27 protein-coding genes and 1 tRNA gene are annotated in these 24809 nt (G+C 70.2%); 14 read left to right on the forward strand and 14 right to left on the reverse strand.

All coding sequences use genetic code 11. The features are described 5' to 3' along the window. The first annotated feature begins 1 nt into the window (after position 1). From ACX1D0_RS00105 to ACX1D0_RS00120, 4 genes are all read left to right on the forward strand, one after another. Positions 2–262, forward strand: a complete 261-nt coding sequence (locus ACX1D0_RS00105; protein ID WP_459018890.1) for a hypothetical protein — start codon at positions 2–4, stop codon at positions 260–262. 19 nt (positions 263–281) lie between these two features. Continuing rightward, complete coding sequence (locus tag ACX1D0_RS00110; RefSeq protein ID WP_459018891.1) at positions 282–641, forward strand: biotin/lipoyl-containing protein; 360 nt, start codon at positions 282–284, stop codon at positions 639–641. Positions 642–734: 93 nt separating this feature from the next. Continuing rightward, positions 735–1874, forward strand: coding sequence for an iron-containing alcohol dehydrogenase (locus ACX1D0_RS00115; RefSeq protein ID WP_459018892.1), 1140 nt, complete (start codon positions 735–737; stop codon positions 1872–1874). A gap of 77 nt (positions 1875–1951) precedes the next feature. Then, positions 1952–3397 carry an AI-2E family transporter gene (locus ACX1D0_RS00120; RefSeq protein ID WP_459018893.1) on the forward strand — a complete coding sequence of 482 codons (1446 nt, stop codon included), beginning with the start codon at positions 1952–1954 and terminating at the stop codon, positions 3395–3397. Here the strand turns inward: ACX1D0_RS00120 and ACX1D0_RS00125 are convergent. The 3 genes from ACX1D0_RS00125 to phoU form a co-directional block, all read right to left on the reverse strand. Next, positions 3394–4128 (reverse strand): SDR family oxidoreductase, encoded by a 735-nt coding sequence (locus ACX1D0_RS00125; RefSeq protein WP_459018894.1) that lies wholly within the window; start codon positions 4126–4128, stop codon positions 3394–3396. The two genes, ACX1D0_RS00120 and ACX1D0_RS00125, sit on opposite strands and share 4 nt — an antisense overlap. 136 nt (positions 4129–4264) lie before the next feature. Further along, positions 4265–5014, reverse strand: a complete 750-nt coding sequence (locus ACX1D0_RS00130; protein ID WP_459018895.1) for a phosphoglyceromutase — start codon at positions 5012–5014, stop codon at positions 4265–4267. Between the two features lie 93 nt (positions 5015–5107). Then, the gene (phoU, locus tag ACX1D0_RS00135; RefSeq protein ID WP_459018896.1) at positions 5108–5773 is read right to left on the reverse strand and encodes a phosphate signaling complex protein PhoU; all 666 of its coding nucleotides are present in this window, start codon (positions 5771–5773) and stop codon (positions 5108–5110) included. A 196-nt stretch (positions 5774–5969) separates the two neighbouring features. Between phoU and ACX1D0_RS00140 the strand changes: the two genes are divergently transcribed. Both ACX1D0_RS00140 and ACX1D0_RS00145 read left to right on the forward strand, forming a co-directional pair. Beyond that, positions 5970–7133, forward strand: coding sequence for a sensor histidine kinase (locus tag ACX1D0_RS00140; protein WP_459018897.1), 1164 nt, complete (start codon positions 5970–5972; stop codon positions 7131–7133). Beyond that, a complete protein-coding gene (locus ACX1D0_RS00145) occupies positions 7134–7811 on the forward strand; it encodes a response regulator (protein WP_459018898.1) in 678 nt (225 codons plus the stop codon). Between the two features lie 4 nt (positions 7812–7815). On the opposite strand, the gene ACX1D0_RS00150 is transcribed toward ACX1D0_RS00145, so the two are convergent. Then, a complete protein-coding gene (locus tag ACX1D0_RS00150) occupies positions 7816–8307 on the reverse strand; it encodes a hypothetical protein (protein ID WP_459018899.1) in 492 nt (163 codons plus the stop codon). Between the two features lie 165 nt (positions 8308–8472). Between ACX1D0_RS00150 and ACX1D0_RS00155 the strand changes: the two genes are divergently transcribed. The 4 genes from ACX1D0_RS00155 to ACX1D0_RS00170 are packed head-to-tail and all read left to right on the forward strand — an operon-like array spanning position 8473 to position 11839. Beyond that, positions 8473–8958 carry a CarD family transcriptional regulator gene (locus ACX1D0_RS00155; protein ID WP_459018900.1) on the forward strand — a complete coding sequence of 162 codons (486 nt, stop codon included), beginning with the start codon at positions 8473–8475 and terminating at the stop codon, positions 8956–8958. 12 nt (positions 8959–8970) lie between these two features. Further along, entirely contained in the window at positions 8971–9696 is a 726-nt protein-coding gene (gene ispD, locus ACX1D0_RS00160) for a 2-C-methyl-D-erythritol 4-phosphate cytidylyltransferase (protein ID WP_459018901.1), read from the forward strand. Next, entirely contained in the window at positions 9693–10160 is a 468-nt protein-coding gene (gene ispF, locus ACX1D0_RS00165) for a 2-C-methyl-D-erythritol 2,4-cyclodiphosphate synthase (RefSeq protein WP_459018902.1), read from the forward strand. Before ispD ends, ispF begins: the two co-directional genes overlap by 4 nt. After that, on the forward strand, positions 10157–11839 hold the full coding sequence (locus tag ACX1D0_RS00170) for a DUF2207 family protein (protein ID WP_459018903.1): 1683 nt from the start codon (positions 10157–10159) through the stop codon (positions 11837–11839). Before ispF ends, ACX1D0_RS00170 begins: the two co-directional genes overlap by 4 nt. Positions 11840–11841: 2 nt before the next feature. Here the strand turns inward: ACX1D0_RS00170 and ACX1D0_RS00175 are convergent, their stop codons facing one another. The 3 genes from ACX1D0_RS00175 to cysS all read right to left on the reverse strand — a co-directional run bounded on the left by ACX1D0_RS00175 (position 11842) and on the right by cysS (position 15760). Next, positions 11842–13278 carry a glycine hydroxymethyltransferase gene (locus ACX1D0_RS00175; protein WP_459018904.1) on the reverse strand — a complete coding sequence of 479 codons (1437 nt, stop codon included), beginning with the start codon at positions 13276–13278 and terminating at the stop codon, positions 11842–11844. Between the two features lie 82 nt (positions 13279–13360). Next, the gene (gene rlmB, locus ACX1D0_RS00180) at positions 13361–14314 is read right to left on the reverse strand and encodes a 23S rRNA (guanosine(2251)-2'-O)-methyltransferase RlmB (RefSeq protein ID WP_459018905.1); all 954 of its coding nucleotides are present in this window, start codon (positions 14312–14314) and stop codon (positions 13361–13363) included. Beyond that, complete coding sequence (gene cysS, locus ACX1D0_RS00185) at positions 14315–15760, reverse strand: cysteine--tRNA ligase (RefSeq protein WP_459018906.1); 1446 nt, start codon at positions 15758–15760, stop codon at positions 14315–14317. A 73-nt stretch (positions 15761–15833) separates the two neighbouring features. Between cysS and ACX1D0_RS00190 the strand changes: the two genes are divergently transcribed. Together ACX1D0_RS00190 and ACX1D0_RS00195 are read left to right on the forward strand one after the other, a co-directional pair. Beyond that, positions 15834–16556, forward strand: a complete 723-nt coding sequence (locus ACX1D0_RS00190; RefSeq protein WP_459018907.1) for a DsbA family oxidoreductase — start codon at positions 15834–15836, stop codon at positions 16554–16556. A gap of 26 nt (positions 16557–16582) precedes the next feature. Then, positions 16583–17203 carry a class I SAM-dependent methyltransferase gene (locus tag ACX1D0_RS00195; RefSeq protein ID WP_459018908.1) on the forward strand — a complete coding sequence of 207 codons (621 nt, stop codon included), beginning with the start codon at positions 16583–16585 and terminating at the stop codon, positions 17201–17203. 22 nt (positions 17204–17225) lie between these two features. Here the strand turns inward: ACX1D0_RS00195 and ACX1D0_RS00200 are convergent, their stop codons facing one another. The 3 genes from ACX1D0_RS00200 to ACX1D0_RS00210 form a co-directional block, all read right to left on the reverse strand. Continuing rightward, positions 17226–18605 carry a DUF4032 domain-containing protein gene (locus tag ACX1D0_RS00200; RefSeq protein WP_459018909.1) on the reverse strand — a complete coding sequence of 460 codons (1380 nt, stop codon included), beginning with the start codon at positions 18603–18605 and terminating at the stop codon, positions 17226–17228. 20 nt (positions 18606–18625) lie between these two features. Further along, positions 18626–19786, reverse strand: a complete 1161-nt coding sequence (gene metB, locus ACX1D0_RS00205) for a cystathionine gamma-synthase (protein WP_459018910.1) — start codon at positions 19784–19786, stop codon at positions 18626–18628. A gap of 83 nt (positions 19787–19869) precedes the next feature. Next, the gene (locus ACX1D0_RS00210; protein WP_459018911.1) at positions 19870–20964 is read right to left on the reverse strand and encodes an ABC transporter ATP-binding protein; all 1095 of its coding nucleotides are present in this window, start codon (positions 20962–20964) and stop codon (positions 19870–19872) included. A gap of 210 nt (positions 20965–21174) precedes the next feature. On the opposite strand from ACX1D0_RS00210, the gene ACX1D0_RS00215 reads away from it, so the two are divergent. After that, the gene (locus ACX1D0_RS00215; protein ID WP_459018912.1) at positions 21175–21951 is read left to right on the forward strand and encodes a DedA family protein; all 777 of its coding nucleotides are present in this window, start codon (positions 21175–21177) and stop codon (positions 21949–21951) included. A 7-nt stretch (positions 21952–21958) separates the two neighbouring features. On the opposite strand, the gene ACX1D0_RS00220 is transcribed toward ACX1D0_RS00215, so the two are convergent. The 3 genes from ACX1D0_RS00220 to manA form a co-directional block, all read right to left on the reverse strand. Then, a complete protein-coding gene (locus ACX1D0_RS00220; protein ID WP_459018913.1) occupies positions 21959–22564 on the reverse strand; it encodes a class I SAM-dependent methyltransferase in 606 nt (201 codons plus the stop codon). A gap of 46 nt (positions 22565–22610) precedes the next feature. Then, a tRNA-Thr gene (locus ACX1D0_RS00225) sits at positions 22611–22686 on the reverse strand. 41 nt (positions 22687–22727) lie between these two features. Then, positions 22728–23906 carry a mannose-6-phosphate isomerase, class I gene (gene manA / locus ACX1D0_RS00230; protein WP_459018914.1) on the reverse strand — a complete coding sequence of 393 codons (1179 nt, stop codon included), beginning with the start codon at positions 23904–23906 and terminating at the stop codon, positions 22728–22730. Positions 23907–24033: 127 nt separating this feature from the next. Here manA and ACX1D0_RS00235 point away from each other — a divergent pair, with 127 nt between their 5' ends. Then, positions 24034–24309 (forward strand): DUF3263 domain-containing protein, encoded by a 276-nt coding sequence (locus tag ACX1D0_RS00235; protein ID WP_459018915.1) that lies wholly within the window; start codon positions 24034–24036, stop codon positions 24307–24309. On the opposite strand, the gene ACX1D0_RS00240 is transcribed toward ACX1D0_RS00235, so the two are convergent. Continuing rightward, a complete protein-coding gene (locus ACX1D0_RS00240; RefSeq protein ID WP_459018916.1) occupies positions 24242–24748 on the reverse strand; it encodes a hypothetical protein in 507 nt (168 codons plus the stop codon). The two genes, ACX1D0_RS00235 and ACX1D0_RS00240, sit on opposite strands and share 68 nt — an antisense overlap. Positions 24749–24809 lie beyond the last annotated feature (61 nt).

A 24809-nucleotide genomic window follows, 5' to 3' on the forward strand; every position in this document is an offset into this window, starting at 1 on the left:
GATGGAAGACACCACGCTGCAGGAGTTGCAGGCAACGGTCGCGGCCCTCGTGGAGAAGGTCGCGGTCCTCGAGGCGCAGGTCGCCGTGCTGGAGGACTGCCGCCAGATCCCGGAGAACGACCTGATCGCCATCGGCGCCGCGGTGGCGGCGTACTTCGGCCACAAGGCCAAGGTGCGCGCCATCCGCTACGGGTCGCAGACCAGGTGGGCGGCGGCCAGCCGTGCCCGCGTCCACGACCGGTCCGTCCCCCACGTTCGCTGACACAGCCACAGGAGAACCAATGAAACTCAAGGTCACCGTCAACGAGACGGAATACGAGATCGACGTCGAGGTCGAGGAGGAAGAGCGTCAAGGGCTCGGCCCCGTCATCATCGGCGTCAACGCGGGCGCCAACCCGATCCCGACGAAGGCGTCCGTGTCCGCCGTCAGCTCCAACGCCGTCGTGGCGCCGCTGGCCGGTTCGGTCGCGCGCGTGCTGGTCAACGTCGGAGACGAGATCGAGGCCGGGCAGGTCCTGCTGCTCCTGGAGGCCATGAAGATGGAAACCGAGATCACCGCTCCGGCGGCGGGAGTGGTCTCGGCCATCCTCGTCGCCCCCGGCGACGCGGTCCAGGGCGGACAGGCTCTCATCGAGTTCTGACCAGCCCTTCTACGACGACGGCGAGCCCCGGGTGCGTGAGCATCCCGGGGCTTTCCGCTGCCGCGCCGCCGCCTGTCTGGCAGGCTTGACCACATGACCGAGTTCACCTTCGCCACCGCCACGTCGATCCGGTTCGGGGTGGGGGTGGCGGCGGAACTGCCACAGCACAGTCGCCGCCTCGGAGAGCGGCCGTTCCTGCTCACGGGCCGCAACACCCATCGCCACGCAGAGGTCCTGCGCGACGTGTCCGCCGTCGGCTCCTTCGCCCTCTCCGGCGAGCCCAGCTTCGACGACGCCCGCGCCGCCCTCGACGCCGCGCGCTCGGCCAAGGCGGACCACGTGATCGGGATCGGCGGGGGAGCGGTCCTCGACCTCGCGAAGGCCGTCGCCGCGCTGGCGGCCGGAGACACCGACCCCATGGACCACGCCGAGGTCATCGGAGGCGGACACCCGCTGCCCCACCGGGCGCTGCCGTTCATCGCGCTGCCCACCACGTCGGGCACGGGCTCCGAGGTGACCGCCAATGCCGTGCTCACCTCCACCGAACACCGGGTGAAGGTCTCCCTCCGCGGCCCGTCGATGCTCGCGACGGTGGCGCTCGTCGATCCCGTACTCACGCTCTCCTGCCCCCCTCTGGTCACCGCCCAGTCCGGCATGGACGCCCTTACCCAGTGTCTGGAGCCGCTCACGTCGCGCCTCGCGAACCCGATGGTCGACGCGCTGGCCACCTCCGGTCTGCGCGCAGCTGCGCGGGGCCTGGCGGCCGCCGTCGAGGACGGCGAGAACCTCGAGGCGCGCACGGACATGGCGTACTGCTCCCTCATGGGCGGGCTGTCGCTGGCCAACGCGAAGCTGGGCGCCGTGCACGGGCTCGCAGGCCCCCTCGGGGGCGTGACCGGGGCGCCGCACGGCGCGATCTGCGCCGCGCTGCTGCGGGTCGCCACACGGGCCAACATCGCCGCCATGCGCGGGCGCGAGCCGGAGAATCCCGCCTTGGCCAGGTACGCCGACGCCGCCATGGCGCTCACGGGCGAGTGGTCCCTGGAGGCGCTCGACGACTGGTTGGGCGAGCTGCACGCCCGGCTCGAGCTCCCCGGATTGGCCGAGCTCGGCCTGGCCGGTGAGGACCACGACGCCGTCGTCGAAGCCGCCCTCAAGGGCAGCTCGATGAAGGGCAACCCGATCGTCCTCACCCGCGACGAGGTGGCAGGGATCCTCCGCGACGCCGCCTGAACAAAGGGGATCGGTGGGCCCGCTACGCTGAACGTCAGACCAGCCCCGCGCTCGGGGCCGTGACTGAAGGAGGACGGGTGCCCCACCACGACGAGGCTCCGCACGCGGACGAAACCCCCCCGCTGTCCCCACCCGCCGGCAGTGCGCCGCCACCCGGTGCCACTCTCGCGGACTCAGATGCCGTCGTGGAGGTGGCGAAGCCGATCGATCCGATGGATGCCCTGTCCGCGCCCGATCCATCCGAACCCGTTGACAGGTCAGACGTGATCGGCGCCGGGGGACGCTGGCTCGCCCTGTGGGCGGGTCGCTTCATCCTCATCGCCCTGGCGCTGGCCGTGATCGGATGGGTGTTCGGCCAGTTCTGGGACGGTGTCCTGCCCGTGTTGCTCGCGCTGCTCCTCACCTCGGTGCTGTGGCCCGCCACCGCCGCCCTGAAGAGGGTCGGCCTGCCCTACGCGCTCGGGGCCGCCATCTCACTCCTGGGCGGCGTGGGCATCCTCGCGGGCCTCATCGCGATCATCGCGCCCAGCGTCGCCTCGCAGTGGCCCACCCTGGCCTCCCAGACCGTACAGGGCGTGCGGCGCCTCCAGCAGTGGGCGGCCGGCCCGCCCCTCAACCTGCGCGACGAGCAACTCGACGAGTGGATCACCCAGGGACTCGACTACCTGCAGTCCCGCAGCGGCGACATCCTGTCCCAGGCACTGAGCTTCGGCGGCAGCATCGGCAACGTGGTCGTCACGCTGCTCCTGATGCTCGTGCTCAGCTTCTTCTTTCTCAAGGACGGTGTGCACTTCCTCGGCTGGACGCGCAAGGTCGTGGGCCGTCGCGCCGGCTTCCACGCCACCGAGCTGCTGACGCGGATGTGGCGAACCGTGTCCGGCTACATCCGGACCCAGGCCATCGTCAGCTTCGTCGACGCGGTGCTCATCGGCTTCGGCTTGGCGGTTCTCGGCGTGCCGCTGGCGTTTCCCCTGGCCATCATCACGTTCATGGCGGGTTTCATCCCCATGATCGGTGCCGTGACGGCGGGGGCGGTGGCGGTGCTCGTGGCCATCGTGTCCAACGACTTCACCACGGCCCTCCTGGTGCTTGGCCTGATCGTCCTCGTCCAGCAGGTTGAGGGCAACGTTCTCCAGCCCATGCTGCAGTCGCGCGTGATGAAGCTGCACCCCGTCGCGGTGCTGTTGGCGGTGCTGCTCGGCGGCGTGTGGTTCGGGATCATCGGCGCGTTCCTCGCGGTGCCGGTGGCCGCCGTCCTCGCGGTGATCTTCCGCTATCTGGGTGACCTCATCGACATCAGGACAGGCGAGCGTTCGGCCGGCGACATCGAGTGGGCCACGGCGGACGGTCGCGTGGTCGCCAGCGAGTCCGAGCGGGCAGCGCAGTTCTTCCGGGCCTTTGTCCGGCTGCGTCGCAAGCGCCAGGACGACGAGGGTGATGCCGCTGCTGCTGAGGTGACCGACGACCGGTTCCACGAACCCCACGCCTCCTGGCTCGACAAGATGCGCCGCCGCAGGCCCTAACCCTGCCGGTGGACCTTGTGCTGCGCCGCCTGGGCGCGTGGCCGGATGGTCAGCCGATCCACGTTGACGTGACCGGGCCGGGTGGCCATCCAGACGATCGCGTCCGCCACATCCTCGGCGGTCAGCGGCTCGGCGACGCCGTCGTAGACCTTGGCGGCGCGCTCCGCGTCGCCCCCGAACCGGGTCAGCGCGAACTCGTCCGTACGGACCATCCCGGGGCAGATCTCCGTGATCCGCACCGGCACGTCGTACAGCTCGAGGCGCAGGGACTCGACGACGGCGCGCTCGGCCGCCTTCGCGGCGCAGTACCCGGCGCCGCCCTCGTAGCCGCTGTCGGCCGCTGTCGACGTGACGAACACGATGACGCCCTCTGCCGTGGTCAGCGCAGGCAGGAGGGCCTTCGTCACGCGGGTGGTGCCCAGGAGGTTGGTCTGGATCATGGTCGACCAGGCGCCGAGGTCGGCGTCGCGCACCGGCTCCAGGCCCAGCGCGCCACCGGCGTTGTTGATCAGAACGTCGAGGGAGTCGCCCGCCGCCTCGGCGAGCCGGGCCACGTCGTCGTCGCGGGTGATGTCGCATTCGACGGCGACGCCGCCGATCTCGGCAGCGAGGGACTCAATGCGGTCCGTGCGACGAGCGGCGCAGATCACGCGGTAGCCCGCGTCAGCCAGCAGTCGCGCCGTCGCGGCGCCGATTCCCGAGCTCGCGCCCGTCACCAGTGCAGTCTTCATGGGGCTCACTGTATTGGCCACCGGTTCCTGGGGTGCTGCGCGACACAACACTTCGAGACACACCCTGCGGTCGCTGCGCGACGCGGTGCTCCTCAGGGAGTGAGGGTGGGGCGCCCGTCGGGGCGCCCCACCAAGCTCACTTCTTGCCTTGGTTCTTCACAGCCTCGATCGAGGCCCTCGCGGCCTCGGGGTCCAGGTAGCGGCCGCCGGGCGTGACGGGCTTGAAGTCCTCGTCCAGCTCGTAGTACAGCGGGATGCCGGTGGGGATGTTGAGGCCCGCGATGTCCTCGTCCGAGATACCGTCCAGGTGCTTGACCAGCGCGCGCAGCGAGTTGCCGTGCGCCGTCACGAGCACCGTCTTGCCCTCGGCCAGGTCCGGCACGATGTGCGCCTCCCAGTACGGCAGCATGCGGTTGACGACGTCCTTCAGGCACTCCGTCCGAGGGCGGTCCGCCTCCGGGATGTCCGCGTAGCGGGGGTCGTGGTGTTGTGAGAACTGGTCGTCGACGTCGATGGGCGGCGGCGGGGTGTCGTAGCTGCGACGCCACAGCATGAACTGCTCCTCGCCGTACTGTGCCAACGTCTCGGCCTTGTTCTTGCCCTGCAGCGCGCCGTAGTGGCGCTCGTTGAGCCGCCAGTGGCGCTTGACGGGGATCCAGTGCCGGTCGCAGCCGTCCAACGCGATGTTGGCGGTGTGGATGGCCCGGCGCAGCAGGGAGGTGTGCAGGACGTCCGGCAGCAGGTCTTCGGCCTGGAGCAGGCCGGCGGCGGCCTTGGCCTCCTCCACGCCCTTCTCATTGATGTCCACGTCCACCCAGCCGGTGAACAGGTTCTTGGCGTTCCACTCGCTCTCGCCGTGGCGGAGCAGGATCAACTTCGCGGTCATGCGCCCAACCCTACAGGCGAGGTCGGCGGTGGTGGTGGGCAGGGACGGGAACGGCCGGCGCCCCCCAAGGGATGCGCCGGCCGTGCGGGAATCTCAGGCGTTGGGCCAGTCCTCGCCCTCGGGAACGTCACCGGTGATGATGTAGATCACGCGCCGACCCACCGCGACGGCGTGGTCAGCGAAGCGCTCGAAATAGCGGCCCAACAGCGCCACGTCGACGGCGCCCTCGATGGAGATGTCCGTGCCCTCCGCCAGCATGGCGGTGAACTGCTCGCGGCGCAGGACGTCCATCCGTTCGTCGATCTCCACCAGGCGGTGGGCGCCCAGGGCGTCGCGGTCCTGCAGGGAGCGGCGGGCGAGCGTGACGATCTCGAGCGCGATGGCGGCCATCTCGCGGAAGCTCTCGGTGAACTGGTCCGGCACCGCGTTGGCCGGGTACCGCAGGCGCGCGATCTTGGCCACGTGCGCCGCCAGGTCACCCATGCGCGCAAGTTCGAAGACGACGCGGATGGCGGAGACGATGATCCGCAGCTCCCCGGCGACGGGGGCCTGGAGGGCGAGCAGAGAGAGGCACTTGTACTCCATCTCCTCATGCATCTTGTCCAGTTCGACGTCGTTGCTGATCACAGCCTCGGCGCGTTCCAGGTCCGCGGTCAGCAGCGACTCCGACGACTCGCTGATGGCCGTCTCCACCATCTCCGCCATGTGGACAAGGCGGTCGAGGATGGAATCGAGCTCCTCGTGGTAGCTGGTGCGCATGTGCTGTGCTCCTTGCGTGTCAGGTCATCGGCCAGTCTAGCCGGGGCAGGACCGTCACGAACGATAGCCAGGCCGGGTAGCCGGGCATGGCGTGCGGGTGAACCGCTGGTGAACGCGCGGTGAAGAGCTGGGGAGAGGATTGCCGCGGGGTAACCCTGCGTGGGTCCTCACGTCGCGCCCGCCATATGATGGCGGCATGCACCCAGCCCTCGCCGGACTCATCGGGGCTGGCGTGGCCCTGATCGGCTGCCTGTTCGCGTACATGTTGATCAGGGGCAGACAGAGCTGGGACCAGTTGGAGGCCCGGCGCATGGCGGACAAGGCCTCGCGGGAACTTCACGACGTGCTGGACACGCTGCACTCGGGGGCGGTCCTCGTCGGCCCCCACGACGAGATCCTCATGGTCAACGAGCCGGGGGTCGCGCTCGGCCTCGCCAGGGGCAGCCGCGTGGGCTTCCCCGAACTCCTCGAGCGCGTCCGGGAGGTTCGCGCCTCCCAGCAGCCGTTCCGGGGTCCCGTCGTGCGGGAGCTGCATCCCGGCGCCGAGCGCCTCGAGCTCAGCACGCGGATCGCCCCGATGGTCGACGAGAACGTCCTCGTCATCGCCGACGACGAGTCCACCCATAAGCGCGTGGAGGCTGTCCGTCGGGACTTCGTCGCCAACATCTCCCACGAGCTGAAGACCCCCATCGGCGCCATCTCGGTGCTGGCGGAAGCCGTCGAGGCCGCCAAGGACGACCCGGAGTCCGTGCAGCGTTTCGTCCACCGCATGCAGCTCGAGACCTCTCGGCTGGCAGAACTGGTCAACCAGATCATCGACCTGTCGCGCCTCCAGTCCACGGACCCTCTGCTCAGCCGCGAGGTGGTGGACGTCGCCGAGGTGGTGGGCGAGGCCATCTCCCGCTCGCAGGAGCGCGCCAACCAGCGGGGCGTGAGTCTGATCCTCGCGCGCACCACCCACGCACGCATCCTCGGGGACTGGTTCCAGCTCGCCGACGCCGTCACCAATCTCATCCAGAACGCCATCAACTACTCCGACGAGAGGGCCCGGGTCACGCTGAGCATCCTGCCCGTCACCGCAGACGGGGACCAGTTCGTCGAGATCAAGGTCTCCGACAACGGCATCGGCATCAAGCCCGAGGACCAGGAGCGCATCTTCGAGCGCTTCTACCGCGTGGACTACGGCCGGTCCCGGCACAGCGGCGGCACCGGCCTCGGCCTGTCCATCGTCCGGCACATCGCCAACGCCCACGCCGGCACCGTCCGGGTATGGTCGCGGCCAGGGCAGGGCTCCACGTTCACCCTCCGCCTTCCGGCCTATCTGGGGCCGGACCCCACCGACACCGACGAGGAGGACTAGGTGACCCGCATCCTGATCATCGAGGACGAGGATTCCTACCGCGACGCCACCAGCTTCATGCTGCGCAAGGAGGGCTTCGATGTGGTCACCGCCGCCGACGGCGCCGAGGGGCTGGCCGAATTCGACAAGTCCGGCGCGGACCTGGTGCTGCTGGACCTCATGATGCCGGGCATCCCCGGCGTGGAGGTGTGCCGCCAGCTGAGGTCGCGTGGCAACGTGGCCATCGTCATGGTCACCGCCCGGGACTCGGAGGTGGACAAGGTGGTGGGGCTCGAACTCGGCGCCGACGACTACGTGACCAAACCGTTCAGCCACAGGGAACTCGTCGCGCGTATCCGCGCCGTCCTGCGCCGCGGGCAGGACCAGGTGCTCCTTCCCGAGGTGGTGGAGGTCGACGGTGTCCGCATCGACGTGGAGCGCCATCAGGTCAATGTCGACGGCGTGGACGTGCGGTTCGCGCTGCGGGAGTTCGAGCTGCTGGAGCTGCTGCTGCGCAACGCCGGCCGTGTCATGACCAGGGGCCAGCTCATCGACCGGATCTGGGGCAGCGACTACGTGGGCGACACCAAGACCCTCGACGTGCACATCAAGCGGCTGCGGTCCAAGATCGAACGCGACCCGGCGAACCCGCAGCGGCTCATCACCGTGCGGGGCCTGGGCTACAAGTACGAGGGCTGACGCCTCAGGCGTTGGCCTGTTGCCACGCGTCGGCGAAGTCCGCGTGCTCGGCTGACACAACCGGCACCGTGAGGATCACGCGCTCCCCGCTCTCGAACACCACTGCCACGCGGGCGAGGCGCCCGATCAGCAGCTCGGAGCTGTTGAACGAGGTGTCCGCGCCGTCGAGGATGATCGTCTTGCCCTTGGGGATGTCCGCCTCGAACGCGACGGCGTTGAGTTCGCCGTAGCTGCCGTCGTCCTTCTCAGCCGCGTATCCGAGCCCCACGACGGTGGCCGCCTCATCCCGTGACGCGATGCCGCCCAGGATCATGCCCTTGCCTTCGCCGTCGGTGACGACGAGCACGTTGCGCAGCTTCAGGCCGCCCTCGTCCTTCTGTACGCCTGCGGCGGGCGGCGCGGCGTACTCCCACTGCCCGGCGGTGCACGCGCTCATCGAGACGGCGAGCGCCGCTGTGGCGACGAGGGCCGCGGTGCGGCGCAGGGTGCTGCTCATGTGTCCTCCGGCTGTGGGGGCGTGGGCTAGGCACATCCTAACCGGAACAGCGAGGCGTGTACCACGAAGCATCCACCGGGGCGGTTCGGGGTCGGCTAAGAATCGTCGTCTGGGCCATGGGTGGGCGGGCTGCTAGAATTGGGTCTTGGAAAGGGGTCAGTGAGAATGACTTTTTCGATCGGTGAAACGGTGGTCTACCCCAATCATGGGACGGCTGTCATTGAAGACATCGAGAACAAGACCATCAAAGGTGAGGACAGGCTGTACCTGGTCCTCCGCGTCATCGGACAAAACGACCTTGTGATCAGCGTACCGGCCTGCAATCTGGACCTGGTGGGCGTTCGTGACGTGGTTGATGCCGACGGATTGGAGAAGGTGTTCGCGGTCCTTCGTGCTGAGCACACCGAGGAGCCGTCGAACTGGTCCCGCCGGTTCAAGGCCAACATGGAGAAGCTGCACTCCGGCAACGTGATCAAGGTGTCCGAGGTCGTCCGAGACCTGTGGCGCCGTGACCGCGACAAGGGCCTCTCCGCAGGCGAGAAGCGGATGCTGGCCAAGGCCCGCACCATCCTGATCGCCGAACTCGCGCTCGCCGAGCGCACCGACGAGGACAAGGCCGAGGTCATGCTCGACGAGGTCCTCGCCTCCTGAAAACAGACCCAGGTGTCACATCTTGATACGCCGGTCGTCGCCGTTGTGGTGGCGGCCGGTTCTGGTTCCCGGTTCGGGGCCGCGCTGCCGAAGGCGCTCGTCGAGCTCGACGGGATCGCGCTGGTGCGCCGCGCCGTGGACGCCCTGGCCGACGGCGGCGTGACGCAGATCGTCGTCACCATCCCCGCCGGGCGGGACCGGGAGTTCACCCAGTCCCTCGCGGGCGCGGCGGTCCCCGTCCGCACTGTGCGGGGCGGCGCAACCCGCCAGGAATCGGTCCGGCTCGGGCTGGATGCGCTCGCCGTCGCCGACGACGCGGTGGTTCTCGTGCACGACGCCGCCCGGGCGCTGGTGCCCGCGGCCGTGGTCCGCGCCGTCGCGGACGCCGTCGCCGCCGGTGACGACGTGGTCGTCCCGGTGGTCCCGGTCGTGGACTCCATCCGACGCATCGGCCATCACGCGTCCGTGGTGGTGGACCGGTCGCCGTTGCGGGCGGTGCAGACGCCACAGGGCGCCCGCTACGGGCAGCTGCGCGACGCGCACCAGAGGGTCGCGCAGGAAGGCGTGGAGGTCACCGACGACGCCGCCGCCTGCGAACACGTGGGCCTGCACGTCACGCTGGTCGGGGGCCACCGGGACGCCATGAAGATCACCGAGCCGGTAGACCTCATCCTGGCCCAGGCCATCCTCGCGGAGCGCCACCGCTCCGTTCACGCCGGCGACAGGGGGAGCGCATGACACGCGTGGGTATCGGCACAGACGTGCACCGGCTCGAGCCGGGCGTCGCGATGTGGGTGGCCGGCCTGCACTTCCCCGACGAGCCGGCCGGCCTGGCCGGACACTCCGACGGCGACGTCGCGGCCCACGCCGCCTGCGACGCGCTGTTCAGCGCCTCCGGCCTCGGGGACCTCGGAAGCAACTACGGGACCTCGGAGCCGCAGTGGGCGGGCGCGAGCGGTATCGCCTTCCTCACGGAGACCGCGCGCCGCGTCCGGGCCGCGGGATTCACCATCGGCAACGTCTCGGTCCAGGTGATCGGGAACCGGCCCCGGCTCGCATCGCGCCGGGCCGAGGCCGAGTTGGCGCTGAGCGCCGCCGTCGGGGCGCCGGTCACGCTGAGCGCCACCACCACCGACGGCCTCGGGCTGACCGGGCGGGGCGAGGGGGTCGCGGCCATCGCCGTGGCCATGGTCATGCGGTGACTGCGGTCCGTGCGGGGTGGGCATTGCTGAGCGCCGCCGTCGCGCTGCTGCTCGGGGCACCGCAGGCGGCCCTGGCGGACGACGGCGGCGCCTCCGCCGAGGTCGCGGCCGTCGTGCAGGGGGACGGCACGCTGCGCGTCACCCAGACCCTCACCTTCGACGGCCCGTTGGACGAGCTGACCCAGGTGCTGGCGCTGCGCCGCGACATCGACGGCTCCTCCTACCACCGGTACCGGATTTCGGACATCACCGCCACCGTCGGCGGCCAGAGCGCCGACCTGTCCACCACGACCACCGCCACCCAGGTGGAGATCCGCGTCGGCGTCGACGGCCCCGGGGCGGTCACCGTGTCCTACGAGGTGCACGGAGCCACCCGCGCCGAACAGGGTCAGGACGGTGCGCTGACGCTGCTGGAGTGGCCGCTGATCCAGGGGATGCCCGTGGCGCTCGCGCACGTGGCTGGCACCGTCGAGGGGCCGGCCACCCAGCAACTCATGGACTGCGTGGCCGGCCCGCCCGGGAGCGTGGGGCGGTGTGCCGCGTTGAGCGGCGGCACGTTCGATCAGCCCACGCCCTCCTTCCAGGACGGTCCCCGCGCCGCCGGCGACGAGGTGGTGCTGAGCGTCGCATACCCGGCTGAGGCGGTGGCGGCGACGGCGGACGTCGCCGAACGCTGGAGCCTCGACCGGGCCTTCGAGGTGTCGTGGCCGGCGGTGCTGGCCGCTCTGGGCACGGCGCTTCTGGGCGCGGCGCTCGTCACCCTCCTGCACCGCCGCGCCGGCCGCGACCTCGACCCCGCGGCGCCGCGCGCCATCGCATCGTTCGCGCCCGTGGGCCACGGGGAGTCGGTGTTCCGGGTTCCCGAGGGGGTGCGGCCCGGACACGTGGGCACCGTCGCAGATGAGCGGGTGGACCCGGTGGACATCACCGCCAGCCTCGTGGACCTCGCGGTGCGCGGACACCTGCGGATCACCGAACTGCCGCGCCCCAGCCACGGGCTGCTGGACTGGGCACTGGAGCGCACCGCGGCATCGCCGGAGGACCTGGCGCGCTTCGAGCGTGAGCTGCTGGATGCGGTGGCTCCGGTGGGCGAGCAGAAGCTGGTGTCGGGCCTCGCGGCCAGGTTGGGCGAGGGGCGCATCGACCGGATCCAGGACGCGCTCTACGACGACGTGGTGGCGCGCGGCTGGTTCGAGCAGCGACCCGATTCCACCAGGTCCTCGTGGCGGACCCGCGGCTACGTCGTGCTCGGCCTCGCGTTCATCGCGGCCGTCGCCCTCGTCGCGTTCACCACCCTCGGGCTGGTGGCGCTGGTGCTGCTCGCTGTGGGCGGCGCCGTCGTCGGCGTGGCGGACCGCATGCCGCGCCGCACAGCCGCCGGCGCCGCGCTCCTCACCGGACTCCAGGCGCTGTCGGCGCTGCTGGCGACGCACCCCACGACGGAGATGCCTCGGGGGCGCGAGCTGGACGAGATCTCGCGGCTGCTGGGCTACACCGTCGTGCTGGGCGGCAAGGAGCGGTGGCTGGACGCCATGGTCGCGGCTGACGACGACGACACCATCCCGGACCCCGACGCCCTGGACTGGTACCACGCGCCGGGCACGTGGCACCTGCAGGACCTACCCGCGTCGATGACGCAGTTCATCCACACCGTCCAGGGCGCGTTGTACTCGCGCTGACCTCAGATCTCGAAGCCGGGGTACAGCGGGTGCATCCGCAGCAGGCGCTCGGCCTCGGCCAGTGAGCCGCTGCGGGCGTCGTCGGTGAGTTCGTACTTCGCCTTGCTCGGCGCGCCCGCGCTGGTCGTCGTGGGGGTGGTCGACGACAGGACGCCGGCGATCATGTCCGCCACCGCGTCCATGTCCGACTGCGTGAAGCCGCGCGAGGTGAGCGCCGGGGTGCCGAGCCGCACGCCGGTGGTGTACCAGGCGCCGTTGGGATCATGGGGGACGGCGTTGCGGTTGGTCACGATGCCGGACTCGAGCAGGGCGGCCTCTGCCTGGCGGCCGGTCAGCCCGAAGGAGCGGACGTCCATCAGCACGATGTGGTTGTCCGTGCCGCCGGAGACCAGGCTCACCCCACGACGGAGGAGCCCCTCGGCCAGCGCCTTCGCGTTGTCCGCCACATTCTGGGCGTAGGTCCGGAACTCGGCGGTGCGGGCCTCCGCGAGCGCCACGGCCTTCGCGGCCATGACGTGGGAGAGCGGGCCGCCCAGGACGAGCGGGCAGCCGCGATCCACGGACGGCGCGAACTCCTCGGTGGCCAGCACCATGCCGCCGCGCGGGCCGCGCAGGGACTTGTGCGTGGTGGTGGTCACGACGTGGGCGTGGGGCACCGGGTCCTCGTCGCCGGTGAACACCTTGCCGGCCACGAGTCCGGCGAAGTGCGCCATGTCCACCATGAGCACGGCGCCCACCTCGTCGGCGATCTCGCGCATCGTGGCGAAGTTCACGCGCCGTGGGTAGGCGGAGTAGCCGGCCACGAGGATCAGCGGCTTGAACTCGCGCGCCTGAGCCGCGAGCGCGTCGTAGTCCAGGAGCTGGGTCTCCGGATCCGTGCCGTAGGAGCGCTGGTGGAACATCTTGCCCGACACGTTGGGGCGGAAGCCGTGCGTGAGGTGTCCGCCGGCGTCGAGTGACATGCCGAGCAGCCGCTGGTCGCCGAAGCGTCGACGTAGGGTCTCCCAGTCCGCCTCGGACAGCTCCGCCACGCCCTTCGCGCCGAACTCGGCCAGCGCGGGGGACTCGATCTTGTGCGCCAGGATGGCCCAGTACGCGGTGAGGTTCGCGTCGATGCCGGAGTGTGGCTGAACGTAGGCGTATTCGGCGCCGAACAGCTCGCGCGCGTGTTCGGCGGCGACGGCCTCCACCGTGTCCACGTTCTGGCAGCCCGCGTAGAAGCGGTGGCCGACGGTGCCCTCGGCGTACTTGTCGCTGAGCCAGGTGCCCATGGTGGCGAGCACTGGGAGGCTGGCGTAGTTCTCGGACGCGATGAGCTTCAGCGACGCGCGCTGATCGGTGAGTTCCTGCCGCGTCGCCTGGGCGATGCGGGGCTCCACCTTCTCGATCATGCCCAGAAGGGTCCGGTAGGCCGACGAGACCGACTCGAGATCGCTCACTGTTCTCCTTGGGTGTGCGGGTGTGGGTCCAAATCTAGTCCCCCCGCCGGCCCGAGGCATCCTCGAGGCCGGCGGCTGGACGTCACTCCGACGGGGTGATCCCCGCGCGCTGCTGCGTCACCTCGTACAGCGCCACGGCGGCCGCGACCGACGCGTTCAGAGATTCCACACCGCGTGCAATGGGAATCGACACCAGTGCGTCGCAGTGCTCACGCACCAGGCGCGCCAAGCCCTCGTCCTCCGAGCCGACGACGATGACCAGTGGCCCGTCGACGCCCGGGACGCCTGAAACCGGGATCTCAGCTTCGCCGGCAAGGCCGACGATGGTGAAGCCCATCTTCGACGCCTGCTCCAGCGCGCGGTTGAGGTTGGTGGCCATGGCGATCGGCAGCCGCGCGGCTGCCCCCGCGGAGGTCTTCCACGCCGTGGCGGTCATCGACGCCGAGCGTCGCGACGGGATGATGATGCCCTGCGCCCCGAAGGCCGCCGCTGACCGGATGATGGCGCCGAGGTTGCGGGGATCCGTGATGCCGTCCAGGGCCACGACGATGCCGTCGAGGTCCAGCGCATCGGCCAGCACGTCCTCGTGGTCCGCGTACTCGTAGGCCGGCAGCTGTACGGCCACGCCCTGGTGCACGAGTCCGCCGGTGACCCGGTCCAGCTCGGCGCGGGTCACCTGAAGCAGCGGGATCCCGTGCTCGGCCGTGAACTTGAGGATGTCGCGGAGGCGGTCGTCGCGTTCGGCGCCCTCGGCGACGTAGGCCTGCTTCACCGGCAGGCCGGCCGTCAGCGCCTCGAAGACCGGGTTGCGTCCCACCACCCAGTCCGCACCGGCGGGCGCCTTCGACGTCCTGGGCCGGCCCGCCTGCTGGCGCTGCGCCATCTGCTTGGCCTTGTACGCCTTGTGGTAGGGGCGATCCTCCGCCTTGGGGGTGGGGCCGCGACCCTCGAGCGCACGCCGGACCCGGCCGCCGGAGCCCGCCGCCTTGTTCTTGCCCTTGCTGGTCGCGCCGCGGCGCGATGAGTTGCCTGCCATCTACTTCTTCTCCAAGCTCCACCGGGGGCCGGTGGGAGTGTCTGTGATCACGAGGCCGAGGCCTGCGAGAGTGTCGCGGATGGTGTCCGCGGCGGCCCAGTCCTTCGCCTGGCGGGCCTTGGCGCGCTGCTCGAGCAGCGCGGCGACGAGGCCGTCGACGACGGGGGTCAGGTCGCTGCCCGTGGACTGGCCAGCCCATTCGTCGGCCTCAGGGTGGATGCCGAAGACATTCAGCATCGCGCTGACCGCGAAGTAGTGGTCCGCGATCTGCTCGGGGTCGCCCGATGTGAGGGCCTGGTTGCCGCCTCGTACGGCGTCGAACAGGGCGGCAGTGGCCGCCGGGGTGCCCAGATCGTCGTCCATGGCCTCCTCGAAGGCGCGGTACTGGGGCAGGCGGTGGGCTCGTGAGGCGTGCCAGTCGCCGGCGACGTGTTCCGCGGCCCGGTCGAGGAAGGAGTCGATCCGCTCGATCGCCTTCTCCGCCTCGGTCAGGGAGCCGCGGGTCCCCTCGTCGGCCGGGGAGAACTCGATGGTGGAGCGATAGTGAGGTGCGAGCAGGAAGAAGCGGACCGCGCGGGGGTTGTAGGTCTTCGTGACCTCGGAGACCAGGGCGGTGTTCCCGAGCGACTTGCTCATCTTCTCGCCCGCCATGGTGACCCACGCGTTGTGCATCCAGTACCGCGCGAACCCCTTGCCGGCCGCAGCGGACTGCGCCAACTCGTTCTCGTGGTGCGGGAAGCGCAGGTCCACGCCGCCGCCGTGGATGTCGAAGGTGTCGCCGAGGTACTTGCCCGCCATCGCGGAGCACTCGAGGTGCCAGCCCGGGCGGCCGCGACCCCAGGGCGAGGGCCACGACGCGGTCAGGGGCTCGCCCTCCTTGTGGCCCTTCCACAGGGCGAAGTCGCGAGGGTCGCGTTTGCCGCGGGGATCCGCGTCCGCCGCGGGCTCCATCTCGTCGACCTTCTGCCCGCTCAGCTCGCCGTAGCGGGGCCAGGACTTGACGTCGAAGTACACGTCACCCGAGCCGTCGGGGGCCGCGTAGGCGTGGCCGCGCTCGACGAGGGTGCCCATGAGCTCGATCATCTCGGGGATGTGGCCGGTGGCGCGCGGCTCGTAGGTGGGGGGCTTGCAGCCCAAGGAGGCGTACGCGTCGTGGAGTTCGCGCTCGAAGTGGTAGGCGTGGGCGAACCACTCCACGCCGGCCTCGGCGGACTTGGCGAGGATCTTGTCGTCGATGTCGGTCACATTGGCCACGACGGTGACGCTGAGGCCCTTGTGCTCCAACCAGCGACGCAGCACGTCGAAGACGACCTCCTTGCGGATGTGCCCGAGGTGCGGCGACGCCTGCACGGTGAGCCCGCAGTGGTAGATCGACACCGTGCCGTCGCCGAGTGGCACGAAGTCCCGCACTGAGCGGGTCGCGGTGTCATAGATCTTGAGCGTCACAACAGGTGAGTCTACTGGCCGGGCCGCCGGTTCGCCGCGCGGATCTGGTTGAAACATGCACTATCATGTGACCGTGAGTCTTGACGTTCAGATCTGGTCCGACATCGCCTGCCCCTGGTGCTTCATCGGTAAGCGCCGCTTCGAGAGGGCGATGGCCGAGTTCCCGCAGCGCGAGCAGGTGACGGTCCAGTGGCGAAGCTACCAACTCGACCCCACGCTGCCCCAGCATGACCATCGCTCCGAGGTGGAGTACCTCGTCGCGGCGAAGGGAATCCCCGCCCACACCGTCGAGGAGATGATCAGGCACGTGTCGGAGCAGGCCCGCGGCGAGGGGCTGGAGTACGACTTCGACAACCTCGTGGTGGCCAACTCCCGCCGGGCGCACCGCGTCCTGCAGGCGGCCAAACTGGCCGATGCGGCCGACGGCGGCACCAGGACGGGGCGCCTGAAGGAGGCACTGCTCTCCGCACACTTCGAGGGCGGCCGCGACATCGGTGACGCCGACGTGCTGGTCGGGCTCGCGCTGACGGCGGGGCTGCCCGGGGAGGAGGCGCGCGCCGCGGTCGACTCCGAGGCCCTCGACGCCGCCGTGGGCCGCGACGTCGCCGAGGCCGCCGCGATCGGCGTGCGCGGCGTCCCGTTCTTCGTGTTCGACGGCAAGTACGGCGTCTCGGGGGCGCAACCGCCGGAGGTGTTCCTGCAGGCGCTCGAGGTCTCATGGTCGGAGCGGACGCCGAGCCTCATCACCATCGACGGCGGCACGGGCGAAGCCTGCGGCGCGGAGGGCTGCAGCTGACGCCGGTGGGCTGGTGTACTTGACCCATGTCGAAAGCACGCGAGGACCGGCTCCGTCAGCACTGGGACGAGGGCGCCGAGCGGTTCGACGCCATGATCGCGCCCATGGAGCGCCGTTTCCTGGCGGAGAGCCGCGCGTGGGTTGCTGAGCGCGCGAAGGGCGACGTGCTGGAGGTGGCCGTCGGGACGGGGCTCAGCCTGCCGTACTACGGTCCCGGAACGGACCTGACTGCGGTCGAGCTGAGCGAGGGGATGCTGAGGGTGGCACGCCGCAGGATCGAGCGGCTGGGCCTGTCGGTGGACTCGCTGATAGCGGACGGGCAGGATCTCCCGTTCGGCGACGGCAGCTTCGACGCAGTGGTGTGCACGTACTCGCTGTGCGGATTCGCCGATCACCGACGGGGGGTCGAGGAGATGGTGCGCGTCCTGCGGCCGGGTGGAAGCCTCCTGCTCGCCGATCATGTGGGCTCCACGAACCCGGCGCTGCGTGCCGTGCAGTGGCTCCTCGAGGCCGTCACCATCCCCCTGCAGGGCGAGCACTGGACCCGCCGCCCGCGCCTCGTCGTCGAGGCCATGGGACTGCAGATCGTCGACTCGGACCGCCTGCACCACGGGCTCATCGAGCGGCTGCACGCACGCAGGCGTTAGCGGGCCGGCGGCGGCCCGGGCCTCAGCCCTTCGACTTCTTCGCTGCGGCCTTCGCGCGCAGCGCATTGATGTCGAAGCCGGCCATCACCGGGATCTCCGGGTCGTTGGCGCCGTCCTCCCACGGGTCGTAGGGCTTCTCGTCGTTGTCGTCGACGTAGCCGTGTGAGGGGTCGTACTTGTTGGCCAGCTCGCCGCCCACCGGATCGACGTTGACCATCTGCTCGTCTGGCAGCTGCGTGAGCACCTCATGGATGTACCCGGCCGCCGCCTCCTCGGTGGGCACCTCGCGGTTCTCGCGCTGCGACTGGTACCAGCGGTAGTCCAGCACCTCGTGGAAGAACTGCGCCGCGTCGCGTTTGGCGCGCAGGTCCGCCGGGATTCGGGTGACCGCCGGCTCGAACACCTCGACCAGCCACTTGTGCGCCGCCACCGACTCGGGGGCGTGCGGGGCTGTCTTGGCGCGGTAGGTGTCCATGTCGTTGAGGAGCCGCCTGGCCTGGTGCTCCTCGGAATCCAGGCCGGTGAGCCGCATGAGGCGGCGCGTGTGATGCCCGGCCTCCACCACCTTGGGCCGCATCCGGATGGTGCGGCCGTCGGCAGAGGTGTCGACGTCGATCTCGGCCACGTCGAAGCCCAGCGCGTTGAGGCGGCGCACCCGCCCCTCGAGGCGGTACAGCTCAGAACCGTCGAACTCCTCCTCGCCGGTGAGCTCGGCCCACAGTTGCTGGTAGCGGTCCTCGATGGTGGTGACCAGCCACTTCGGGTCCAGTGAGCTGTCCAGGATGCCGCCGGCCTCGAGGTCGAGGAACTCGCCGAAGAGGTTGGTGCGCGCGATCTGGAGGTCGTGCGCGCGCTGCCCATGCGTGAGGGTGTCGTGCAGCTCGCCGGTCTCAGCGTCGACGAGGTAGGCGGCGAATTCGCCGGCGTCGCGCCTGAACAGGATGTTGGACAGCGACACGTCGCCCCAGTAGAAGCCGGTGAGGTGGAGACGTGCGAACAGCGCCACCATCGCGTCGAGCAGCCGGTTGACCGTCTCGTGCTTGACGCCCGGGTAGAACAGGGAGCGGTACGGCAACGAGAACGGCAGGTGCCGGGTCAGCAGGATGGGGTCCAGATGGTCACCGGCGGAGTCCGCCCGCCCGAGGACCACGCCCACGGGGTCCACCGAGGGAACGCCCAGCCGCTTCAGCTCGGTGAGCATGCGGTACTCCTGCACCGCCACCTCTTCCAGGATCTCCTTGGCTGCGAAGATCTCCTCCCCGACGGTGATGAAGCGCACCACGTGGCGCGAGATGCCTCGGGGGAGTGCGACGAGGTGGCGCGCCGGCCAGTCGACGAGCGGGACCTGCCAGGGCAACTGGAGGAGGTCCGCATCCGGCTTGGCAGCGAGGAACCTGGGCACGGGGTGAGTCTAGTCTCTGGTCACGCTCCGGCGCGCTTCAGCGCCTCGGCCACCACGGCCACCAGATCCGCCTCGGACTCGATGCCGACGCTCAGGCGGAGCAGGCCGCCGCCGATGCCGGCGGTCTCGCGAGCTTCGATGGTCATCCCGGCGTGCGTCATGGTCTCCGGGTGACACACCAGGGACTCCACGCCGCCCAGCGATTCGGCGAGGTGGAAGATCTGCAGGCCGTCCAGGAAGCGGCGGACGGCGCCGACGCCGCCGGCCAGGTCCACCGAGATCAGGGAGCCGAATCCGGCCTGCTGCCTCGCCGCGACCTCGTGGCCCGGGTGAGCCGCCAGCCCCGGGTAGTGCAGCGCCTCGACCGCCGGGTGGCCGTCCAGGAGCGCCACCAGGGCCGAGGTGTTGGCGGCGTGCACACGCAGGCGGGCGTCGAGGGTGCGGAGCCCGCGAAGCGTGAGGTACGCGTCGAACGGGCTCGCGGTGAGCCCGAGGGCGTTGGCCCACAGCCGCAGCCGGGCGTGGACCTCAGGGTCTGCGGCGACCGCCACGCCCCCCACCACGTCCGAATGCCCGTTGATGAACTTGGTGGTGGAGTGGATGACGATGTCCACACCGTGCTCGAGCGGGCGCTGCAGCAGGGGCGAGAGGAACGTGTTGTCCGCCGCGACCAGCGCCCCGACGGCGTGCGCCCGGGCGGCGGCATCGGCGAGGTCCGTGATCCGCAGGAGCGGGTTCGACGGCGTCTCGATCCACACCAGGGCCGGGGACCGGTCCATCGCCGCATCGAAGGCGGCGTCGTCGTTGAAGTCCACGAACTCCACCTCGAAGCGCCCCTGCGAGGCCAGGAAGCTGAACAGCCGCCACGTGCCGCCGTACGCGTCGTGTTGGACGACGACGCGCCCCCCGGCCGGCACGAACGCCTCCGCCACGAGCGTGATGGCCGCCAGGCCGGTGGCGACGGTGGTGGCCCCGGCCCCGCCCTCCAGCGTGGCCAGGGCCTCGTTGAGCAGATCCCGGGTGGGGTTGCCGGAGCGGGTGTAGTCGTACTCGCGGGGCTCGTCGAACCCCGCGAAGGTGAAGTTGCTGCTCAGGTACAGCGGGGGGACGACGGCGCCGTGGGCCGGGTCCACGCCCAGCCCCGCGCGCATCCCCTGGGTCCATCGGCCAAGCTCTGCCATCGCGTTCCTCTCGTCATGCCGTCATCGCCCAAAAATAGTGGAGCCCCGGCGAACCGGGGCTCCACGTCAGTGCTGTTTCGCTGTCAGGAGAGACGCTCTTCAGTCTTGTTGCTGAACACGTGCACCTGGTCCGGCGCGGCGGAGAGGCGGACGACCTCACCCTTGTGGGGTGCGGTACGGGCGCCGACGCGGGCGACGAACTGCTGCTCGCTCACGATCTCGTCCTCGTGGGAACTGGCAAGGGTGCCGTAGAGGAACGAGTCCGCTCCGAGCTCCTCGACGACGGCGATGTGGAGGCCGATGCCCTCCTCCGCGACGCGGAACGCCTCGGGACGGATGCCGATGGTGAGGGTGTCCTCGCCGCCGGCCGCCTTGTTGAGGGTGTCACGCGGGATCCGCACGACGTAGTCGCCGACCTGCACGCCGTCCTCGACGCGCTTGCCGGAGATCAGGTTCATGGCCGGGGAGCCGATGAAGCCGGCGACGAAGAGGTTCTTCGGCGCGTCGTAGAGGGCCAGCGGGGTGTCGACCTGCTGCAGGATGCCGTCCTTCATCACCGCGACACGGTCACCCATCGTCATGGCCTCGACCTGGTCGTGCGTGACGTAGACGGTGGTGACGCCGAGGCGCTGCTGGAGCGCGGCGATCTGGGTGCGGGTGGAGACCCGGAGCTTGGCGTCCAGGTTCGACAGCGGCTCGTCCATGAGGAAGACCTGGGGCTGGCGCACGATGGCGCGACCCATGGCGACGCGCTGACGCTGGCCGCCGGAGAGGGCCTTCGGCTTGCGGCTGAGGAAGTCCTCAAGGCCGAGCAGCTTGGCGGCCTCCTGGACGCGCTTCTCGCGGTCCGCCTTGGGCACGTTCTGCATCTTGAGCGCGAAGCCCATGTTGTCAGCAACGGTCATGTGGGGGTACAGCGCGTAGTTCTGGAAAACCATGGCGATGTCGCGGTCCTTCGGGGGAAGGTCGGTGACATCGCGGTCGCCGATGTAGATGGAGCCGGAGTTGACCTCTTCGAGGCCGGCCAGCATCCGGAGGGAGGTGGACTTGCCGCAACCCGAGGGGCCGACGAGAACCATGAACTCGCCGTCCTCGATCTCGAGGCTGAGCTTGTCGACGGCGGGGCGATCGGTGCCGGGGTAGACCCGGGAGGCGTCGCGGTAACTAACGGTGGCCATAGCCATATTCCTTTCCACGGGCAGGTACGTGCCCGACGATCCGTAGTGGATAGGAACCTGATATCAGGTGTTCCTGCTGCGTGACTTTACACCCCGGGGCCCCCGAATTCCCAGATGGGTCCGCGGAGCGGGAGGCACGCCTTGAGGGTTCACGCCGTCGGCGGCTGCGGGATCGGGGGTGTCGTGGCCTGTGGACGTAGGATTCCCCCCGTGACTGATGAGCAGGGGCGCGACGACGCCGCCGTCGATCCGGCCGGCCCCGTCGACCCGGATCACCCGGCCGCCGTCGAGGCGGAGCCCGCCTGGTGGGAGGCCGATGGCATGCCGTGGCGCAAGGAGCCGGGCCGCGACGACATCGCCTGCCTGGCCTGGTTCGGCGTCGTCGGCGTCTTCGGCCTCATCCTGTTGCCCACCCGCGCGTGGCTGCTCGCCACCGCCCCGGACTGGCTGGCGATGATCACCGGCGGTCGCACCGCGGTCGCGGCCAGCGGGGCCATCGCCTCGACGGGCGAGATGCCGCACTGGCCGGTGGTGCTGGTGGTCGCGTCGATCCTCAGCCTCAAGTTCGACTGGGTCTACTGGTGGGCCGGGAAGCTGTGGGGTCGCGGCATGATCGAGGTCTGGTCCGGGCAGTCCAGGCGCGCCGCGCAGGCCTACGCCCGAGCCGAGCGGTGGGCCGAGAAGGCGGGGCCGCTGGGGTTCCTCATCGCCTACATCCCCATGCCTCTGCCGCTCATGCAGGTGGTCTTCGTGCTGGCCGGGGCGTCGGGGATGAGCCTCAGGCGCTTCCTCGTCTACGACTACATCGCCTCCACGATCTGGCTCGTCGGCTTCTTCCTCATGGGCTGGCAGCTGGGCGACGCGGCGGTGGCCGTCCTCAACGTCTACGCCAAGGTGGCCGGGTACGTGGCCATCGCGCTGATCATCTTCATCGTTGTCACCACGTACCTCAACCAGCGTCGGAAGGCCCGTTCGAAGGCTGCCTGACCCTGTCTCAGGCGCGGCAGCAGAGGGCGACGAGGAAGTCGGACTCCGCGGTGAACGGGCGCAGGTCCCACGTCGACAAAGCGAGATCCAGGCGAAGCCCCGCCTCGTCGAGGTCGGCGAAGAAGTCCGAGAACTCGTAGCCGCGGCCGCCGCCGAAGCCGATGATGGCGCGACCCTCGGGCGCCAGGTGGGTCCCGAAGCGGCGCAGGACGTCAACGCGCGTCGACGGCGCGAGGAAGCCCATGACGTTGCCGGCGGAGATGATCACGTCGAAGTCGCCGTCGACGCCCCGCTCAGGCAGGTCAAGCTCGGCGAGGTCGCCGACGAGCCAGGTCGGACCGGGGTGGTCGATCTCGGCGGCCTCGATGAGCGCCGGGTCCACGTCGACGCCGACGACGACGTGGCCCAGCGCGTGCAGCCGCCCACCCACGCGGCCGGGGCCGCAGCCGGCGTCGAGGATGCGGGCACCTCGCGGCACCATCGCGTCGACGGTGCGGGCCTCTCCGCCCAGGTCGTGGCCGGCCGCCTCCATCATCTTGAAGCGCTCGATGTAGCGCTGAGAGTGATCGGGGTCCGCGGCGATGATGCGCGCCCACTTGCTGGGTTCAGTCATGGGGCCATTCTGGTCTCACCGACCCGCGCCCACAAACCAGCGGCGGTGGAGCCTCCTGTGGGAGTCGAACCCACGACCACTCGCTTACAAGGCGAGCGCTCTGGCCGCTGAGCTAAGGAGGCGAGCGCCACTATTGTGCCGGGCGAAGGTGCCGGTGGGAAACCTAGGCGCCCGAAGCGGCGACGAAGAGCTGGCCGTGACCGTTGACCGTGACGTGCTCGTCGGCGGGAATGAACACGGCGTCACCGGAGGCCAGGTGGTGCGGGCTCCCGTCGCCGTGCAGCGTGAAGGCGCCGGACGTGGCAAGCGCGATCCGGCACGAGTCCGGTCGGGGCATCGGGATGGGCGCGGGGTCGCACGGGGCGATCAGCCACAGCTCGAATTCCGGGAACGACGTGGGGTAGAGGTAGACGCCGTCGGCTCCGGAGGCGACGAGGATCTGCGGGACCATGGGCTCGAAGCCCACCACCTGCAGCAGTCCGTCGACGTCGATGTGCTTCTGCGTCAGCCCGCCGCGCATGACGTTGTCCGAGTTCGCCATGATCTCCACGCCCGTGCCGCGGAGATAGGCATGCATCACGCCGGCCTCGAGCGCCACCGCCTCGCCGGGCTGCAGCGCGAAGCGGTTCATGAGGAGCGCGGCGAGGATGCCCGGATCCCCCGGGAAGTGTTCGTCGAGTTCGACCGCGGTGCGCGCGAACTCGCCGAGGCTGCCGGGGGCGTGGAGGAGCTGCACCGAGGCGGCCAGGACGACGTCCACCAGGTAGCGGCGCTCGCCCAGTGAGAGGACGTCGAGGAACACCTCCTGCAGCGCCGGAGCGTCGCGTCGGTCCCGCAGCGGCCCGATGACCGACGCCAGCTCGTCCGCCACGCCCAGACCCTCGAAGAGCCCCGCGGTCTCGACGGGGTCCCGGAAGCCGAGCAGTCCCTCGAACGGGGTGAGCGCCACGATGGCCTCCGGCTTGGGCCAGTCGTCCTTGAAGGAGCGCACCGGATCGCTGGGGTGGAGCCCGAGGAGCGACTCGCGGGCATAGCCGACCTCCGCCTGTTCCCGCGACGGGTGGGCCTGGAGGCTGAGCGGGGACGACGCCGACAGGATCTTGAGCAGGAACGGCAGGCGCGCGCCGAACTGCGTCTGGCTGGCGTCGCCCAGCACGTGGGGAGCCTCCTGCACGAGGTCCGCGAGCGCGCTCCCGTCCTCGAGGTGGGCGTGCCCGCTGGGATGAGTGCCCAGCCAGTACTCGGCCCAGGGCCGGCCATCGGGATCCCTGCGGAGGATCGTGGGGATCTCCGTCGGGCTACCCCAGGCGAAGTGCTGGACGTGGCCGGTGAGTCGGCGCATGGTGATGTGGTCCTCGGGGGTGAGTGGGCCAGGGCGTATTCGACTGTAGCGCGAGAGCCGCCCACGCGGCAGCAGTCTGCGCCACCGCCTAATGACAGCGTTGTGATTCGGGTTTAGACTGAGCGGCATGTCTGCAGCCTTCTCCGTGAGCGCCCCGGTGGATCTGACCGAACGTGAAGCCGCCATCCTGGACTTCGAGGATCAGTGGTTCACCTCGGCGGTGCCGAAGGAACAGGCCATCATGGAGCACTTCAGCCTCTCGTCGGCGCGCTACTACCAGCAGCTCAACGCCCTCATCGACACGCCGGAGGCGCTCGCCTACAAGCCTCTGCTGGTCAAGCGCCTGCGTCGGATGCGCGGCCAGCGGCAGGCCGCCCGCTCCGCCCGGCGGCTCCACGGCTGAGGAGGCGCCGGATCCCGCTCCCCACGGGCATCGTCGGGTTGATGCGGTAGCCCCCCTTGAGCAGGTCCGCCTGCACCTCGAAGTAGTTGGCGCTGGCGCGGTCCCCGGTCCGGACCATGGACCAGAGCGTGGCCAGGCCGTAGAGCGGTAGGAACGGCAACCCGAGGCTGTACGCGTACTGCCATGCGTGCCCGTCCTCGTGTTCCATGAGGGTGGGCGTGGAGGCCTCCACCTCCTCGGCGCTGCGATGCGGGATGAGCACCACCGAGCCGATGGTCACGGCGCCCGCGTTGTGGATGGGGAGCCGGGCCCGGTCCGCCACGATCAGGTGGCCCCGCCGGCGCAGCCTCGCCCGGCCGACGACGGCCAGCGCCAGGCCCAGCGGCGTCGAGAGGTTGACCACATTGGCGGTGTCCCGCGCGAGTCGCGGCAGATCCATCGGGGCTCCCGTCCGAGATTTCTGTCTCCGGACCATAGTGGGCCTTTGCACTCTCTTGTGT

Source organism: Tessaracoccus pujii (assembly GCF_054483895.1).

Excerpts from the sequence above, each read along its gene's own strand:
- rlmB (WP_459018905.1), bottom strand. The coding sequence starts at position 14,314 with ATGGCAGGCAACTCATCGCGCCGCGGCGCGACCAGCAAGGGCAAGAAC.
- ACX1D0_RS00130 (WP_459018895.1), bottom strand. The coding sequence starts at position 5,014 with ATGACCGCGAAGTTGATCCTGCTCCGCCACGGCGAGAGCGAGTGGAAC.
- ACX1D0_RS00240 (WP_459018916.1), bottom strand. The coding sequence starts at position 24,748 with ATGGATCTGCCGCGACTCGCGCGGGACACCGCCAATGTGGTCAACCTC.
- ACX1D0_RS00220 (WP_459018913.1), bottom strand. The coding sequence starts at position 22,564 with ATGACTGAACCCAGCAAGTGGGCGCGCATCATCGCCGCGGACCCCGAT.
- ACX1D0_RS00155 (WP_459018900.1), top strand. The coding sequence starts at position 8,473 with ATGACTTTTTCGATCGGTGAAACGGTGGTCTACCCCAATCATGGGACG.
- ACX1D0_RS00195 (WP_459018908.1), top strand. The coding sequence starts at position 16,583 with ATGTCGAAAGCACGCGAGGACCGGCTCCGTCAGCACTGGGACGAGGGC.
- ACX1D0_RS00210 (WP_459018911.1), bottom strand. The coding sequence starts at position 20,964 with ATGGCCACCGTTAGTTACCGCGACGCCTCCCGGGTCTACCCCGGCACC.
- ACX1D0_RS00110 (WP_459018891.1), top strand. The coding sequence starts at position 282 with ATGAAACTCAAGGTCACCGTCAACGAGACGGAATACGAGATCGACGTC.
- ACX1D0_RS00105 (WP_459018890.1), top strand. The coding sequence starts at position 2 with ATGGAAGACACCACGCTGCAGGAGTTGCAGGCAACGGTCGCGGCCCTC.
- ACX1D0_RS00150 (WP_459018899.1), bottom strand. The coding sequence starts at position 8,307 with ATGAGCAGCACCCTGCGCCGCACCGCGGCCCTCGTCGCCACAGCGGCG.
- ACX1D0_RS00235 (WP_459018915.1), top strand. The coding sequence starts at position 24,034 with ATGTCTGCAGCCTTCTCCGTGAGCGCCCCGGTGGATCTGACCGAACGT.
- ACX1D0_RS00115 (WP_459018892.1), top strand. The coding sequence starts at position 735 with ATGACCGAGTTCACCTTCGCCACCGCCACGTCGATCCGGTTCGGGGTG.
- phoU (WP_459018896.1), bottom strand. The coding sequence starts at position 5,773 with ATGCGCACCAGCTACCACGAGGAGCTCGATTCCATCCTCGACCGCCTT.
- ispF (WP_459018902.1), top strand. The coding sequence starts at position 9,693 with ATGACACGCGTGGGTATCGGCACAGACGTGCACCGGCTCGAGCCGGGC.
- ACX1D0_RS00140 (WP_459018897.1), top strand. The coding sequence starts at position 5,970 with ATGCACCCAGCCCTCGCCGGACTCATCGGGGCTGGCGTGGCCCTGATC.
- metB (WP_459018910.1), bottom strand. The coding sequence starts at position 19,786 with ATGGCAGAGCTTGGCCGATGGACCCAGGGGATGCGCGCGGGGCTGGGC.
- ACX1D0_RS00125 (WP_459018894.1), bottom strand. The coding sequence starts at position 4,128 with ATGAAGACTGCACTGGTGACGGGCGCGAGCTCGGGAATCGGCGCCGCG.
- manA (WP_459018914.1), bottom strand. The coding sequence starts at position 23,906 with ATGCGCCGACTCACCGGCCACGTCCAGCACTTCGCCTGGGGTAGCCCG.